This window comes from Streptomyces hesseae (assembly GCF_031845785.1).
GTDB classification, from domain to species: domain Bacteria; phylum Actinomycetota; class Actinomycetes; order Streptomycetales; family Streptomycetaceae; genus Streptomyces; species Streptomyces hesseae.
In genome coordinates this window covers 159,999-175,082 of the sequence record NZ_JAVRFI010000015.1, presented here as the reverse complement: position 1 = coordinate 175,082, position 15,084 = coordinate 159,999, and the positions used below count along the sequence as shown (strand labels likewise).

General features: G+C 71.1%; 14 protein-coding genes. 4 read left to right on the top strand and 10 right to left on the bottom strand.

Translation table 11 applies throughout. The features are described from left to right. Positions 1 to 210: 210 nt before the first annotated feature. Positions 211 to 1,710: a hypothetical protein gene (locus RM609_RS22560; RefSeq protein ID WP_311613321.1), complete on the bottom strand. Its 1,500-nt coding sequence runs from the start codon at positions 1,708 to 1,710 to the stop codon at positions 211 to 213. Positions 1,711 to 1,974: 264 nt separating this feature from the next. On the opposite strand from RM609_RS22560, the gene RM609_RS22555 reads away from it, so the two are divergent. Both RM609_RS22555 and dapA read left to right on the top strand, forming a co-directional pair. Next, complete coding sequence (locus RM609_RS22555; RefSeq protein WP_311613320.1) at positions 1,975 to 3,804, top strand: DUF8508 domain-containing protein; 1,830 nt, start codon at positions 1,975 to 1,977, stop codon at positions 3,802 to 3,804. Positions 3,805 to 3,900: 96 nt separating this feature from the next. Further along, on the top strand, positions 3,901 to 4,803 hold the full coding sequence (gene dapA / locus RM609_RS22550; protein WP_311613319.1) for a 4-hydroxy-tetrahydrodipicolinate synthase: 903 nt from the start codon (positions 3,901 to 3,903) through the stop codon (positions 4,801 to 4,803). Positions 4,804 to 4,877: 74 nt separating this feature from the next. Here the strand turns inward: dapA and dapD are convergent, their stop codons facing one another. Next, a complete protein-coding gene (gene dapD, locus RM609_RS22545) occupies positions 4,878 to 5,873 on the bottom strand; it encodes a 2,3,4,5-tetrahydropyridine-2,6-dicarboxylate N-succinyltransferase (RefSeq protein WP_311613318.1) in 996 nt (331 codons plus the stop codon). Positions 5,874 to 6,081: 208 nt separating this feature from the next. Here dapD and RM609_RS22540 point away from each other — a divergent pair, with 208 nt between their 5' ends. Then, positions 6,082 to 7,287, top strand: coding sequence for a S8 family peptidase (locus RM609_RS22540; RefSeq protein ID WP_311613317.1), 1,206 nt, complete (start codon positions 6,082 to 6,084; stop codon positions 7,285 to 7,287). Positions 7,288 to 7,333: 46 nt separating this feature from the next. After that, positions 7,334 to 8,338, top strand: coding sequence for an agmatine deiminase family protein (locus RM609_RS22535; RefSeq protein ID WP_311613316.1), 1,005 nt, complete (start codon positions 7,334 to 7,336; stop codon positions 8,336 to 8,338). Between the two features lie 41 nt (positions 8,339 to 8,379). Here RM609_RS22535 and RM609_RS22530 read toward each other — a convergent pair whose 3' ends face one another. From RM609_RS22530 to RM609_RS22495, 8 genes are all read right to left on the bottom strand, one after another. After that, a complete protein-coding gene (locus RM609_RS22530) occupies positions 8,380 to 8,742 on the bottom strand; it encodes a metal-sulfur cluster assembly factor (protein ID WP_311613315.1) in 363 nt (120 codons plus the stop codon). Further along, a complete protein-coding gene (gene sufU, locus RM609_RS22525; protein ID WP_311613314.1) occupies positions 8,739 to 9,203 on the bottom strand; it encodes a Fe-S cluster assembly sulfur transfer protein SufU in 465 nt (154 codons plus the stop codon). The genes RM609_RS22530 and sufU overlap by 4 nt, the downstream gene beginning before the upstream one ends. A 12-nt stretch (positions 9,204 to 9,215) precedes the next feature. Next, the gene (locus RM609_RS22520; protein WP_311613332.1) at positions 9,216 to 10,469 is read right to left on the bottom strand and encodes a cysteine desulfurase; all 1,254 of its coding nucleotides are present in this window, start codon (positions 10,467 to 10,469) and stop codon (positions 9,216 to 9,218) included. 2 nt (positions 10,470 to 10,471) lie between these two features. Next, positions 10,472 to 11,236, bottom strand: a complete 765-nt coding sequence (gene sufC / locus RM609_RS22515) for a Fe-S cluster assembly ATPase SufC (protein ID WP_311613313.1) — start codon at positions 11,234 to 11,236, stop codon at positions 10,472 to 10,474. A 7-nt stretch (positions 11,237 to 11,243) separates the two neighbouring features. Then, positions 11,244 to 11,564: a non-heme iron oxygenase ferredoxin subunit gene (locus RM609_RS22510; RefSeq protein ID WP_189454976.1), complete on the bottom strand. Its 321-nt coding sequence runs from the start codon at positions 11,562 to 11,564 to the stop codon at positions 11,244 to 11,246. Continuing rightward, the gene (gene sufD, locus RM609_RS22505) at positions 11,561 to 12,742 is read right to left on the bottom strand and encodes a Fe-S cluster assembly protein SufD (RefSeq protein WP_311613312.1); all 1,182 of its coding nucleotides are present in this window, start codon (positions 12,740 to 12,742) and stop codon (positions 11,561 to 11,563) included. The genes RM609_RS22510 and sufD overlap by 4 nt, the downstream gene beginning before the upstream one ends. 61 nt (positions 12,743 to 12,803) lie before the next feature. Next, positions 12,804 to 14,225 carry a Fe-S cluster assembly protein SufB gene (gene sufB / locus RM609_RS22500; protein ID WP_311613311.1) on the bottom strand — a complete coding sequence of 474 codons (1,422 nt, stop codon included), beginning with the start codon at positions 14,223 to 14,225 and terminating at the stop codon, positions 12,804 to 12,806. Further along, positions 14,222 to 15,019: a helix-turn-helix transcriptional regulator gene (locus tag RM609_RS22495; protein ID WP_311613310.1), complete on the bottom strand. Its 798-nt coding sequence runs from the start codon at positions 15,017 to 15,019 to the stop codon at positions 14,222 to 14,224. Before RM609_RS22495 ends, sufB begins: the two co-directional genes overlap by 4 nt. Positions 15,020 to 15,084: the final 65 nt, after the last annotated feature.

Below are 15,084 nucleotides of genomic sequence, written 5' to 3'. Positions count from 1 at the left end.
ACCAGGGCCCATCCACCCCACCCCGCCCCCTCACGTCACTACCCGGGGGGCCGAGGCCGCCCCTCAACGCCCGCCCCCTACCCGCGCCCCCTACCCGGGCAATCCGTGCCGGGCAATCGGGCGGGCGGGTGGGCGAAACCCGCGCCGAAGGCGCGGAAACCCCCACCGGCGGGCGCCGGAAAGCGACAGGCGCACCCGGCACGAGAAAGGTCAGCCCCGCGACCTGGCCTTAAAGGCCGCCTTACGGGCCGCCTTCGCCGTCGCCTTGTCCGGGTGCAGCCTCCCCATCGCCTCCAGGACGTCCGCCGTCGCCGGGTGCTCCACCCGCCAGACGGTGTCGAAGAAGCCGCTGTGCCCGCTCACGAGGCCCTCGACGAGCTCGCGGAGCTCCTCCGGGTCGTCGGCCTCCGTGTCCAGCCGGGCGGCGATCGTGTCGACGGTCAGCCAGAAGACCATGTCCTCGCCGGGCGGCGGTACGTCCGTCGCGCCGTTCTCGGCGAGCCAGACGCGGGCGAGGCCGCCGAGCTGCGGGTCGTCGAGGACCTCGCGGAGCGCGGGCTCGGCCTCGGGGCCGACGAGGGACAGCGTCTGCTGGCAGACGAGGCGGCGCCCCGGCGCCTCCTCGTCCGCGCCGCGCGCGGCGGCGAGCAGCTCGCGGGCCGCGTCGAGCGGGGTGCGGCGGGCGAGCCACAGCTCGGCCTCGGCGCGCACGGCGAAGCCGGGGTGGCCAGGGAGCGCCGCGAGGAGGTCGGTGGCGGAGGACTCGGCGAGGTCGCCGACGGCCGGGGCGTCGATGCCGGCGTCGAGCATGCGGGACCGTACGGCGAAGAGGCCGAGCGGGGTGAGGGCCACCATGCCGTAGCGGCTGACGTCCTCCTCCTCGGGGAGGTCGGAGGTCACGCCGTCGACGGACTCCCGGATGTGGCCCTCGCCGTCGACGACCTCGATCAGGGACTCGTCCACCGGCTGGTAGCGCACCAGGCCGGTCGGCGCGAGGATCCGGAACTGGTCGTCCAGGCGCATCATCGCGTCGGAGACCTCTTCCAGGACGTCGTCCGTGGGCTCGTCCATGTCATCCGGGACGATCATGGAGGCGGCGAGCGCGGGCAGCGGGACGGGGCGGTCGGGCGAGCCCTCGTCGAGCGCGGTCAGCAGGTAGAGGTTGCCGAGGACGCCGTCGAGGAAGTCGGCCTCCTCCTCGGGGTTCCAGTCGATCGCGTCGAGGTCGAGGTCGCCGTCGCCGCTCTCGGAGAGCTGCTCGACGAGGTCGCCCAGGTCGGGCGCGGCGGCATCGGCCAGGACGGTCTCCAGGCCGCCGAGCCACAGGTCCAGGATGTCCTGGGGGCTGCCGGAGGTGAGCGTGGCCAGTTCCTCGCCGGCGACGGCCGTGCCGTGGGGCTCGTCGGAGGAGGCGTCGGCGGGCTCGTCCGGGGACTCGGTGAATTCGACCAGGCCCGTGTCCAGCGCCAGCTGCCACGCCTCGGCCGCGTACGCCGGGCCGTCCTCGTCGTCCTCCAGGCCGAGCAGCCCGGTCGCCGTCTTCAGCTGCCCGGCGAGCAGCTCGCCGCCCGCGCCGACCGGGGTGCCCTCGCCGGCCCAGCGGGCGAGCTTCGCGGCGCGGACGAACAGCGGCGCGGACAGCGCGTCGCGCGCGAGCTCGGCGTCGGAGGGGAGCCGCACCGGCGGCATGGTCGGGCGGTCTCCTGACATCAGGGGGGCATCTCCTCGTCGTGACGGCCGCGCCGCGGTCCCGGGCGCGCAGTGCCCCACCTTAGACGGGTTTTCCGCGCCGGCTCGCGCGTCGCGGAGCCCGTTACCGGCGGTTCGTCCACGGGTTGCCCGCCAACCCTTGACAACTGGCCGGAATTCAGCGGACATTGACGCGCGTAGATCGCCTGTCGCTCGGATGACGGCGGGTGATCTCATCCGATCGGCATCCCGGTCGCCCCCTCATCGTTCCCACCGGAGGACTTTGTGCTGTCCCATCGCCGCCGTGCCACGACCGTCGGCTCCCTCATAGCCGGCGCGCTCGCGGCCGGGCTGATCGCCCCGGCCCAGTCCGCGAGCGCCGCCGACGCCGGTGTCCGCGTCCACGACATCCAGGGCACCACGCGTATCTCGCCGTTCGCCGGCAAGCAGGTCACGGACGTACCGGGCATCGTCACGGCCGTGAAGAACTTCGGCTCGGCGCGCGGCTTCTGGGTCCAGGACCCCCACCCGGACCGCGACGAGGCCACCAGCGAGGCGATCTTCGTCTTCACCGGCGCGACCGCCCCGGCCGTCGCCGTCGGCGACTCCGTGCTCGTCTCCGGCACCGTCACCGAGTACTACCCCGGCGGCGAGGCGGCGGGCGGCCAGTCGGTCACCCAGCTGACCAAGCCCACCGTGACCGTGCGGTCCTCCGGCAACGCCCTGCCCGCCGCCGTCCGGCTGAACGCCGCCGCCCTTCCGTCCCGCTACGCGCCCGACGCGCACGGCGGTTCGATCGAGAAGCTGCCGCTGAAGCCCCGCCGCTACGCGCTGGACCGGCTGGAGTCCCTGGAGGGCATGCGGGTCGAGGTCGTCGACGCCCCCGTCGTCGGTGCCACCAGCGAGTACAAGGACCTGTGGGTCACCGCGGCGCCCCGCCACAACCGCACCGGGCGCGGCGGCACCCTCTACGGCTCCTACGCCGACCCCAACGCCGGCCGGGTGAAGGTCGCCTCCCTGCTCCCCTACGCCCAGCACCCCTTCCCGGTCGCGAACGTCGGTGACGAGCTCTCCGGGGTCACGGCGGGCCCGCTCGACTACGACAACCACGGCGGCTACACCATCCAGGCCACCCAACTGGGCGCGCTCGCCGACCACAAGCTCCAGCGCGAGACCACGCGCAAGCAGCGCGGCGACGAGCTGGCCGTCGCCACGTACAACGTGGAGAACCTCTCCCCCAAGACCCCGCAGGCGAAGTTCGACCGCCTCGCCGGGGCCCTGGTGACCAACCTCGCCTCGCCCGACGTCGTGGCCCTGGAGGAGGTCCAGGACAACGACGGCACGACGAACGGCGGTGTCGTGGATGCCACGCAGACGCTGAAGAAGCTCACGGACGCCATCGCCGCCGCGGGCGGTCCCGCCTACCAGTGGCGGCAGATCGACCCCGTCGACGGCAAGGACGGCGGCCAGCCTGGCGGCAACATCCGTACCGCCTTCCTCTTCAACCCGGCCCGGGTCTCCTTCAAGGACATCCCCGGCGGCGACTCCACCACGGCCGTGCGGGTTGTCCGGGAGGGCGGCAAGGCCGGCCTCTCCGCCTCCCCCGGTCGTATCCAGCCGGGCGACGCCGCCTGGACCAACAGCCGCAAGCCGCTGGCCGGCCAGTTCTCCTTCCGGGGCAAGGACGTCTTCGTCGTCGCCAACCACTTCAACTCCAAGGGCGGCGACCAGGGTCTCGACAGCCGTTTCCAGTCCCCGGCCCGGACGTCCGAGACCCAGCGGCTCCAGCAGGCGAAGCTTGTCAACGGCTTCGTCAAGCAGCTCCTCGCCGCCGACCGGAACGCCAATGTGATCGTCGCGGGCGACCTCAACGACTACCAGTTCTCCCCCGCCCTGGGCGCCCTCACCGCCGGCGGCGCCCTGACGGACCAGGTCACCCGGCTCCCCGCGAAGGAACGGTACGGCTATGTCTTCCAGGGCAACTCCCAGGTGCTGGACCACATCCTCACCAGCCGTCATGTGAGCCGCGTGGACTACGACATCGTCCACATCAACGCCGAGTTCGCCGACCAGGCGAGCGACCACGACCCGCAGGTGCTGCGCTGGAAGCCGTAGCAGTTCTTATGTGATTTGGTCAGAACATTTAAATGGACCTGTACGGTCGAAGGGCCCAGAATCCGGGGGAGGCACCCGAACCCGGAGCGTGACGCCATGCCACCCACCAAGCCCTTCGGCCGTACCGTCTGTGCGATGGTGACCCCGTTCACCGCCGACGGCGCACTCGACCTCGACGGCGCGCAGCGGCTCGCCGACCGCCTCGTCACGGAGGGCGGCTGCGACGGCCTCGTCCTCAGCGGCACCACCGGCGAGTCGCCGACCACCACCGACACGGAGAAGAGCGCCCTCGTCACGGCCGTCGTCGAGGCCGTGGGCGACCGCGCCCGGATCACGGCCGGGGTGGGGTCGGCCGACACCCGGCACACCGCCGGACTGGCCCGGGCCGCCGAACGGGCCGGCGCGCACGGCGTCCTGGTCGTCACCCCGTACTACAGCAGGCCGCCGCAGGAGGACATCGCGGAGCACTTCCGCACGGTGGCCGACGCGGTGGGCATCCCGGTGATGCTCTACGACATCCCGGGCCGCACGGGCACCCGCATCGAGCCCGACACCATGCTGCGACTGGCCGAGCACCCGCGCATCGCCGGGGTCAAGGACTGCGCGTACGACCTGCTCGGCAGCTCGAAGGTGATCGCGGCAACGGGCCTCGCCTACTACTCCGGCTGCGAGGAACTCAACCTTCCGCTGCGTGCGGTGGGAGGAACGGGCTATGTCAGCACCGTGGCCAACGTCGCGGGCCCGGCGCTGGCCGCCGTGCTGGACGCGTTCGACCGCGGCGAGAACGCGGAGGCGACCCGGCTCCACCAGCGCGTCCTGCCCCTGGCGGAACAGATGATGGCCGCGGGCCTCCCCGGCACGGTCACGGCGAAGGCGCTGCTGGGAGCGCTGGGCCTCCCGGGCGGGGCGGTGCGGGCGCCGCTGCGTGCGGCGTCGAAGGAGCGCACCGAGGCGCTGCTGGAGGCGTACAAGGAAGCGATCGGCGTGGGCGGGCGGTAATCCTGCCCGCCCGGGCGTCCGGGAAGGGGCGGGTGGGGCGGGTGGGGCGGGGTGCGAGCCCCGCCCCGGCCGCCTCAGTCGTTGCTGTGGAGGATCTCGTTGAGCCCGCCCCACGTGCTCTTGTACGGGCGGGCCTCGACGGCGCCCGTGGTGGAGTTGCGGCGGAAGAGGATGTTGTCGGCGCCGGAGAGCGTCAGGGCCTTGACGATCTCGCCGTCCGGCATCGTGACCCGGGTGCCGGCGGTGACGTAGAGGCCCGCCTCGACGACGCACTCGTCGCCCAGCGCGATACCGATGCCCGACTCGGCGCCGAGCAGGCAGCGCTCGCCGATGGAGATGATCTGCTTGCCGCCACCGGACAGGGTGCCCATGGTGGAGGCGCCGCCACCGATGTCGGTGCCGTCGCCGACGACGACGCCCGCGCTGATCCGGCCCTCGACCATGGAGGTGCCGAGCGTACCGGCGTTGAAGTTGACGAAGCCCTCGTGCATGACGGTGGTGCCGGAGCCCAGGTGGGCGCCCAGGCGGACCCGGTCGGCGTCGGCGATGCGGACGCCGGAGGGGACCACGTAGTCGGTCATGCGCGGGAACTTGTCGACGCTGGTGACCTGGAGGTGGAGGCCCTCGGCGCGGGCGGCGAGGCGCGCGGCCTCGACCCGGTCGACGGGGACCGGGCCCAGCGAGGTCCAGGCGACGTTGGCGAGCAGGCCGAAGACGCCGTCGAGGCTCTGGCCGTGCGGCTTGACCAGACGGTGGGAGAGCAGGTGCAGTCGCAGGTAGGCGTCGTGCGCGTCGGCCGGCTTGTCGTCGAGCGAGGCGATGACCGTGCGGACGGCGACGACCTCGACCCCGCGGCGCGGGTCCGGGCCCACGGCCTTGAGGGCGCCCTCGCCGAGCAGCTCCGCGGCCCGCTCGGCGGTCAGCCGCTCGGTGCCGGCCGGGCCGGGAGCGTCGGTCAGCTCGGGGGCCGGGAACCAGGTGTCGAGGACGGTACCGTCCTCGGCGAGGGTGGCGAGGCCGGCGGCGACGGCGCCGGTGGTACGGGAAGCGGTGGCAACAGCATCGGTCATGTCCGGAAACCTAACCGGACCGGCCCGTCCAAGGCGAACCGGCCGCCCCTCCCCACCCCTTACCGGCCCCTCGGCGCTCCGCTCACACGGATGGCGCAGCCCCGCCAGCCGGTCGGCCGCGCTCGCGTCGCCCGCGCGGATGAACCGGCATATCCAGTGGAGTGGGCGCTCCCGCCCGCTCCACTGTCCCGTCGTGAACGGATGCCGCATGAGACAGCTCCGACGCTGCCTGACCACGGCCCTGGTCCTGGCCCTCCCGCTCACCGCCGCCCCGTTCGCGGCGGCCGACCACGGCCCCGGGCGCCCGGGGCACCGGGCGCCGCTGCGCAGGACGGCCGGCGAGCCGGTGCCCGCGCACTACATCGTCACCCTGCGCAAGGGCGCCAGCCCGCGCACGCTGACGAGCGTGCTGGGCGTCGTCCCGGACCGCATCTACACCCACACCCTGACCGGCTTCGCCGCCCGGCTCACCCCGCAGCAGCTGGAGGCCGTGCGCAGCTCCCCGGAGGTCGAGGCCGTCGAGGAGGACGCGGTCTACGCCCAGGCGGCCGAGGGCCCCCCGTCCATACGTTCCCGGGCGGCGACGGACTCCTGGGGCCTGGACCGCGTGGACCAGCGCAGTCTCCCCCTGGACGGCCGGTTCACCGTCAACGGCACCGGTGAGGGCGTCACCGCCTACATCATGGACACCGGCATCGACTACTCCCATCCCGACTTCGGCGGCCGCGCCCGCAAGGGCGTCGACGAGGTCACCTCGGGCGGCGACGGCCGTGACTGCGCGACCGGCAGCGGCCACGGCACGCATGTGGCGGGGGTGGTGGGCAGCGCGACATACGGCGTGGCGCGCCGGGCGTCCCTGGTCAGTGTGCGGGTGCTGGACTGCGCCGGGCGGGGTACGACGTCGGCCATCGTGTCGGGCTTCGAGTACGTGGCCACGAGCGCGCCGCCCGCCTCGGTCCTCAACGCGTCCCTCGTCGGCCCGGTGTCGCAGGCCATGGACAACGCCGCCAACAGCGTCGCCGCCAAGGGGACGCCGGCGCTGGTCGCGGCCGGCAATTCCAACGACAGCGCCTGCAACCACTCCCCCGCCGCCGCCCTCCAGGCCCTGGCCGTGGGCGCGACCAACCGCATGGACCAGATGACGGACTTCACCAGCTACGGGCCGTGCGCGCGGATCCTCGCCCCGGGCGAGGAGATCCTCTCGCTGCGGGTGGGTGGCGGCACCACCACCAAGAGCGGCACCTCGCAGGCCACCCCGTTCGTCACGGGCGCCGCGGCCCTGTACAAGGCGCAGAACCCCGCCGCGAGCTCGGCGACGGTCGTCAACTGGCTCATCTCGCAGTCCACCAAGGACGTGGTGACGGATGTGAAGCCGGGCACGCCGAACCGGCTGCTGTACACGGGCAGCCTCTGACGGACAATCGTGGGAATCCATGCCGCCGGCGCCAGGGAATCCAACGATGAATCATCTGCCGTCCGAGGCACGGCCGCACGCGGCGACCTTCATGGGCTGGCCACCGGCCGGCCCGGTCTGGGGCGAGTGGACGGCCGCCGTGCGCGAGGACATCGTCGGCATCGCCCGTACGATCGCCGACTACGAGCCGGTCATGATGCTCGCTTCCCCGGGCGATGACGCGGACGCCCACCGGGCGTGCGGCGGCGCGGCGAGGATCATACGGATGCCGGTGGACGACCTCTGGCTGCGCGACTCCGGGCCGGTGTTCGTCACCGGCGAGGACGGGACGGTCTCCGGCGTCGATCTCGGCTTCAACGGCTGGGGCGGCAAGCAGGGGCACTCCCGGGACGGCCTGGTGGCCCGCCGTCTGCTGGAGTTGCTCGGCGTCCCGCGGATCGAGGCGCCCCTGGTGGCCGAGGGCGGCTCCCTGGAGACCGACGGCGACGGCACGTTGCTCGTCACGGAGAGCTCGCTGGTCAACGACAACCGCAACCCGGGCCGGACCCGCGACGACATCGAGCGGGATCTCGTCCGGCTGCTCGGCGTCCGGAAGGTCATCTGGCTTCCGGGTGTGCGCGGCGAGGACATCACCGACTGCCACGTCGACGCCCTCGCGCGCTTCGCCGGGCCCGCCACCGTGCTCCTCAGCCGCCCGCCCGCGGGCACGGCGCCCGATGTGTGGACGCGGGTGTACGAAGAGGCCCGCGCGGCCCTGGAGTCGGCCACCGACGCCCGGGGCCGCGCCCTGGAGATCATCGAGCTCCCGGAGCCCGACCCGGCCGCCCTGGGCGAGCGGGGCGAGGACTTCCTGGGCTCCTACGTCAACTACTACGTGGCGAACGGCGCCGTGGTCGTCCCGCGCTTCGGCGACCGCGGCGCCGACGAGGAGGCGGCCTCCATCATCGGCTCCCTCCACCCGGGCCGCGAGGTGCGCACCGTCGCCATCCCCACGCTCGCCGAGGGCGGCGGCGGCATCCACTGCGCCACACAGCAGCGGCCCGCCTCCTGACGGTTCAGGAGGCGGGCCGGCCGCTGTCGAAGGCGTGTCGCTCAGACGTTGAAGCCCAGCGCGCGGAGCTGCTCGCGGCCCTCGTCGGTGATCTTGTCGGGGCCCCACGGCGGCATCCAGACCCAGTTGATCCGGAGCTCGTTGACGATGCCGTCGGTCACCGACTTCGCCTGGTCCTCGATGACGTCGGTCAGCGGGCAGGCCGCGGACGTCAGGGTCATGTCGAGGGTGGCGATGTTGGCGTCGTCGATGTGGATGCCGTAGATCAGGCCGAGGTTGACCACGTCGATGCCCAGCTCGGGGTCGACCACGTCGTAGAGGGCCTCGCGGACCTCCTCCTCGGTGGCCGGCTTGGTGGTCACCTCGCCGGCCGCCTCTGTGGTGGCGTCTGCGTTGTCGCTCATGCGGTCTTCCTCTCAGCGCCCTCGCCCAGCGCCTGGGCGGTCGCGTCCTTCCATGCCATCCAGCTCAGCAGAGCGCACTTGACGCGTGCGGGGTACTTGGAGACGCCGGCGAACGCGACGGCGTCCTCCAGCACCTCCTCCATCGCGTCGTCCGGCTCGATCCGGCCCTTGGACTGCATCAGCTCCAGGAAGGTCTCCTGGATCCGGCGGGCCTCGTCGAGGTCCTTGCCGACCAGCAGCTCGTTGAGCACCGAGGCGCTCGCCTGGCTGATGGAGCAGCCCTGACCCTCGTAGGAGACGTCCTCGATCGTCTCACCGGACATCCGCACGCGCAGCGTGATCTCGTCGCCGCAGGTGGGGTTGACGTGGTGGACCTCGGCGTCGCCGTCCCGCAGGCCGCGCCCGTGGGGATTCTTGTAGTGGTCCAGGATCACGTCCTGGTACATCGAATCAAGCTTCACAGTCAGCCCTTGTCACCCGAAGAAGTTCCGTACGTGCTCCAGGCCCTCGATCAGCGCGTCGACCTCGCCGGGCGTGGAGTACAGGTAGAACGACGCTCGCGTGGTCGCCGGAATTCCGTAGCGCAGGCAGACGGGGCGTGCGCAGTGGTGTCCGACCCGGACCGCGATGCCCTGCTCGTCGAGGACCTGGCCCACGTCGTGCGGGTGGATGTCGCCGAGGGTGAAGGAGACGGCGGCGCCGCGGTCCTCGGCCGTGGTGGGGCCGATGATCCGCAGGTCCGGGACCTCCTGGAGGCGCCGGATCGCATACTCCGTGATCACGTGCTCGTGACGGGCGATGTTCTCCATGCCGATGGAGGTGAGGTAGTCCACCGCGGCACCCAGGCCCACGGCCTGGGCGATCGGGGGCGTACCGGCCTCGAACTTGTGCGGCGCGGGGGCATAGGTGGAGGAGTGCATCGAGACGGTCTCGATCATCTCGCCGCCGCCGAGGAACGGCGGGAGGTCCTCCAGCAGCTCCTGGCGGCCCCACAGCACGCCGATGCCGTCCGGGGCGCACATCTTGTGGCCGGTGAAGGCCACGAAGTCGGCCTGGAGGGCCTGGACGTCCAGGGGCATGTGCGGCGCGGCCTGGGAGGCGTCGATGACGACGAGCGCGCCGACCTCCTGGGCGCGGCGGACGATCGCCTCGACCGGGTTGAGGGTGCCCAGGATGTTGGAGACCAGGACGAAGGACACGACCTTCGTCTTCTCCGTGATGACCTGGTCGATGTTCGACAGGTCCAGGCGGCCGTCGTCGGTGAGGCCGAACCACTTCAGCTTCGCACCCGTGCGCTGCGAGAGCAGCTGCCAGGGGACGATGTTGGAGTGGTGTTCCATCTCCGTGATGACGATCTCGGTGTCGTGGTCCACCCGGTAGGGCTCGTCCGCCCAGCCGAGCATGTTCGCCACGAGGTTGAGGGACTCGGAGGCGTTCTTGGTGAAGATCACCTCATCGCGGGACGGCGCGTTGATGAACGCGGCGACCTTGTCGCGGGCGCCTTCGTAGAGGGCGGTGGCCTCCTCGGCGAGCACGTGCACGCCGCGGTGGACATTGGCGTTGTGCCGCTCGTAGTGGGCGTTGATCACGTCCAGGACCTGGCGCGGCTTCTGCGAGGTCGCCGCGTTGTCCAGGTAGATGAGCTTCTTGTCGCCGTGGACCACACGGTCCAGGATCGGGAAGTCCTTACGGATCGCGTCGGTGTCCAGCAGGCCCGGCAGCAGTATCGTCACGCCGTTACGCCACCCTTCACGTACGCCTCGTAGCCCTCGTTCTCCAGCTTGTCCGCGAGCTCGGCGCCACCGGACTCCACGACGCGGCCGTTCGCGAAGACGTGCACGAAGTCGGGCTTGATGTAGCGCAGGATCCGCGTGTAGTGCGTGATCAGCAGCGTGCCGACCTCGCCGGTGGAACGGACGCGGTTGACGCCCTCGGAGACGATGCGCAGGGCGTCGACGTCCAGGCCGGAGTCGGTCTCGTCGAGGATGGCGATCTTCGGCTTGAGGAGCTCCAGCTGAAGGATCTCGTGGCGCTTCTTCTCACCACCGGAGAAGCCCTCGTTGACGTTGCGCTCGGCGAAGGCCGGGTCCATCTGCAGCTGCTCCATCGCCGCCTTGACCTCCTTCACCCAGGTACGCAGCTTGGGGGCCTCGCCGCGCACGGCGGTGGCGGAGGTGCGCAGGAAGTTGGAGACGGAGACGCCGGGGACCTCGACCGGGTACTGCATGGCGAGGAAGACACCGGCGCGGGCGCGCTCGTCGACGGACATCTCCAGGACGTTCTCGCCGTCGAGGGTGACGGTGCCGCCGGTGATCGTGTACTTGGGGTGACCGGCCAGGGAGTAGGCCAGGGTGGACTTGCCGGAGCCGTTGGGGCCCATGATGGCGTGGGTCTCGCCCTGCTTCACGGTCAGGTCGACGCCCTTGAGGATCTCCCGGGAGCCGTTCTCGGCCTCGACGGAAACGTGCAGGTCGTGAATCTCAAGCGTAGCCATGGGGAACTCAGGACTCCTGGGTGACGGAGACGAGCACATCGTCCCCTTCGATCTTGACGGGGTAAACGGGGACGGGCTGCGTCGCGGGGAGGCAGTCGGGCTTGCCGGTGCGCAGGTCGAAGCTGGAGCCGTGCAGCCAGCACTCGATGTGGCAGTTCTCCACCTCGCCCTCGGAGAGGGAGACGTTCGCGTGCGAGCAGATGTCGTTGATCGCGAACACCTCGCCCTCGGTGCGGACGATGGACACCGGGGTGCCGTCGACCTCGACGCGCTTGGGCGTGTCCTCCTCGAGCTCGCCGAGGGAGGCCACCTTCACGAATTCGCTCATGCGACCGCCGCCTTCAGCTCTTCCTCGATCTTGGCGATGAGGCGCTCCTCCAGCTCGGGGATGCCGATCTGCTGGACGAGCTCGGCGAAGAAGCCGCGGACGACCAGGCGGCGGGCCTCGTGCTCCGGGATGCCTCGGGCCATCAGGTAGAAGAGCTGCTCGTCGTCGAAGCGGCCGGTCGCCGAGGCGTGGCCGGCGCCGACGATCTCACCGGTCTCGATCTCCAGGTTGGGGACCGAGTCGACGCGGGCGCCGTCGGTGAGGACGAGGTTGCGGTTGAGCTCGTAGGTGTCGGTGCCCTCCGCCTCCGCACGGATGAGGACGTCGCCGATCCACACCGCGTGAGCGTCCTTGCCCTGCAGCGCGCCCTTGTAGACGACGTTGCTGCGGCAGTGCGGAGTGTCGTGGTCGACGAAGAGACGGTGCTCCTGGTGCTGACCGTTGTCGGTGAAGTACAGACCGTAGAGCTCGGCCTCGCCGCCGGGGGCGCCGTAGACGACCCGGGGGTGGAGGCGGACCAGGTCGCCGCCGAAGGTGACGATCACGGACTTGAAGGAGGCGTCACGGCCGACCAGCGCGGTGTGCTGGGCGGCGTGGACGGCGGTGTCGTCCCAGTCCTGGACGGAGACGACGGTGAGCTTGGCGCCGTCGCCGATGAGGTACTCGACGTTGGCGGCGAGGGTGGCGTCACCGGTGTGGTCGATGACGACGACGGCCTCGGCGAAGGCGCCGATCTCGACGACCGCGTGACCGAAGGCCACGCCGCCCTGGCCGCGCACGGAGATCCGCACGGGCTCGGAGAGCACGGTGTCCTTGGGGATCGAGACGACCGAGGCCTTCTCGAAGGAGCTGTACGCCTGGGCGGCGACCCGGTCGACCGGCTTGCCGGACCGGCCCAGCCGGGCGTCGTCCCGGCCGACGGTCTCCACGGTCACGCCCTCGGGGGCCTCGACCTCGACCTTGACGCCGGCGCCGTTCGCCACCGCCGTGCCGTCGTGCAGACCGCGCAGGCGCTGGAGCGGGGTGAACCGCCACTCCTCCTCGCGGCCGTGGGGCACGGGGAAATCGGCGACGTCGTACGAGGCGGGCGCGCTCACTCGCGCGTCGATGGGCTGCCGGGGGCCGCCCACCTGGATGGCGCCGTCGGTCGTGCTGCCGGCGGGAGTGTTGTCAGCCATGGCTGTCGTCGTGCTCTCTTCCTGTCACAAAGGGTTCGCTGCGATGGGGCGGTGGCGGCGGCTAGCCGACGGAGCCTTCCATCTGCAGCTCGATCAGCCGGTTGAGCTCCAGCGCGTACTCCATGGGCAGCTCGCGGGCGATCGGCTCGACGAAGCCACGCACGATCATCGCCATGGCCTCGTCCTCGGACAGACCACGGCTCATCAGGTAGAAGAGCTGGTCGTCGCTGACCTTGGAGACGGTCGCCTCGTGACCCATGGAGACGTCGTCCTCACGGACGTCGACATACGGGTAGGTGTCCGACCGGGAGATCGTGTCCACGAGGAGAGCGTCACAGAGCACGTTCGACTTCGAGCCGTGCGCGCCCTCGCCGATCTCGATCAGGCCACGGTAGGAGGTGCGGCCGCCGCCTCGCGCCACCGACTTGGAGACGATGTTGGAGGAGGTGTTCGGCGCCATGTGGACCATCTTCGCCCCGGCGTCCTGGTGCTGCCCCTCGCCGGAGAACGCGATGGAGAGGGTCTCGCCCTTGGCGTGCTCGCCCATCAGGTAGACGGCCGGGTACTTCATCGTCACCTTCGAGCCGATGTTGCCATCGACCCACTCCATGGTCGCGCCCTCATACGCCACGGCGCGCTTGGTGACCAGGTTGTAGACGTTGTTCGACCAGTTCTGGATCGTCGTGTAGCGGCAGCGGCCGCCCTTCTTCACGATGATCTCCACCACCGCGCTGTGCAGCGAGTCCGAGGAGTAGATCGGCGCGGTGCAGCCCTCGACGTAGTGGACGTAGGCGTCCTCGTCGACGATGATCAGCGTCCGCTCGAACTGGCCCATGTTCTCCGTGTTGATCCGGAAGTAGGCCTGGAGCGGGATGTCGACGTGGACACCCTTGGGGACGTAGATGAACGAGCCACCCGACCACACGGCGGTGTTCAGCGAGGCGAACTTGTTGTCACCCACCGGGATCACCGTGCCGAAGTACTCCTGGAAGAGCTCCGGGTGCTCCTTCAGCGCGGTGTCGGTGTCCAGGAAGATGACGCCCTGCTCCTCCAGGTCCTCACGGATCTGGTGGTAGACGACCTCGGACTCGTACTGCGCGGCGACACCGGCGACCAGGCGCTGCTTCTCCGCCTCGGGGATACCCAGCTTGTCGTAGGTGTTCTTGATGTCCTCCGGCAGGTCCTCCCAGGAAGCGGCCTGCTTCTCGGTCGAGCGCACGAAGTACTTGATGTTGTCGAAGTCGATACCGGTCAGGTCCGAGCCCCAGGTCGGCATGGGCTTCTTGTCGAAGAGCCGCAGGCCCTTCAGGCGGAGCTTGAGCATCCACTCGGGCTCGGACTTCTTCGCCGAGATATCGCGGACGACCTCCTCGGAGAGGCCGCGCTTGGCCGCGGCACCGGCCTCGTCGGAGTCGGCCCAGCCGTATTCGTACGTGCCCAGGCCCTCGAGCTCAGGGTGGGCAGTCTCCGTGGGGAGAGTCATGCGGGGTTCCTCCCGGCCGTGCTGGTGGATGCGGTGGTGGTTTTGGGGATGAACGTCGTGCACACTCCGTCGCCGTGGGCGATGGTGGCAAGACGCTGCACATGTGTCCCGAGCAGGCGGGAGAAGACCTCGGTCTCCGCCTCGCACAGCTGCGGGAACTGCTCGGCGACATGGGCGACCGGGCAGTGGTGCTGGCAAAGCTGTTCGCCGACCGGTGCGCTACGCGCCGTAGCAGCGTACCCGTCCGCGGTCAATGCCCGGGCGAGAGCCTCTGTACGGCGCTCGGGGGCGACGGCCTCCAGGGCCTCGCGATACCCCTCGGCCTGTGCGGCCATCCGGGCGCGGGCGAACGCTGCGACGGCGGCCTCGCCCATCTCGCCGCCCCCGGCGGACTGGGCGATCCAGCGCAGGGCGTCCTGGGCGAGCTTGTCGTAGGCCTGGTCGAAGGCGTCCCGGCCGCAGTCGGTGAGGGCGAAGACCTTGGCGGGCCGGCCGCGGCCGCGCGCGCCGTAGACGCGCTTCTCACGGGCCTCGACGACGCCGTCGGCCACGAGGGTGTCGAGGTGCCGGCGGACGGCGGCGGAGGTCAGCTCCAGCCGCACGGCCAGCTCGGCGGCGGTGGAAGGCCCGTGGTCGAGGATGGACCGGGCGACGCGATTGCGGGTGCCGTGCTGCTCGTCATGAGCGCGCAGCTCGGGAGCCGGCGCTTCCCGCGACGGTGCGGGCAGGGCCGGGCGCGACCCGGCGGCCGCCTCGGCCACGGGGCTGTGTGAAGCCTCGCCCGCGTATTTCACAACACCATTGTTGCGTAATTGCCCGAAGGGCGACAAGCTCCACCGGGTCACGGAACGGTGGCTTT

Coding starts and splice junctions, on each gene's coding strand:
- RM609_RS22560 (WP_311613321.1), bottom strand. CDS start 1,710: ATGTCAGGAGACCGCCCGACCATGCCGCCGGTGCGGCTCCCCTCCGAC.
- dapA (WP_311613319.1), top strand. CDS start 3,901: ATGCCACCCACCAAGCCCTTCGGCCGTACCGTCTGTGCGATGGTGACC.
- dapD (WP_311613318.1), bottom strand. CDS start 5,873: ATGACCGATGCTGTTGCCACCGCTTCCCGTACCACCGGCGCCGTCGCC.
- RM609_RS22540 (WP_311613317.1), top strand. CDS start 6,082: ATGAGACAGCTCCGACGCTGCCTGACCACGGCCCTGGTCCTGGCCCTC.
- RM609_RS22535 (WP_311613316.1), top strand. CDS start 7,334: ATGAATCATCTGCCGTCCGAGGCACGGCCGCACGCGGCGACCTTCATG.
- RM609_RS22530 (WP_311613315.1), bottom strand. CDS start 8,742: ATGAGCGACAACGCAGACGCCACCACAGAGGCGGCCGGCGAGGTGACC.
- sufC (WP_311613313.1), bottom strand. CDS start 11,236: ATGGCTACGCTTGAGATTCACGACCTGCACGTTTCCGTCGAGGCCGAG.
- RM609_RS22510 (WP_189454976.1), bottom strand. CDS start 11,564: ATGAGCGAATTCGTGAAGGTGGCCTCCCTCGGCGAGCTCGAGGAGGAC.
- sufD (WP_311613312.1), bottom strand. CDS start 12,742: ATGGCTGACAACACTCCCGCCGGCAGCACGACCGACGGCGCCATCCAG.
- sufB (WP_311613311.1), bottom strand. CDS start 14,225: ATGACTCTCCCCACGGAGACTGCCCACCCTGAGCTCGAGGGCCTGGGC.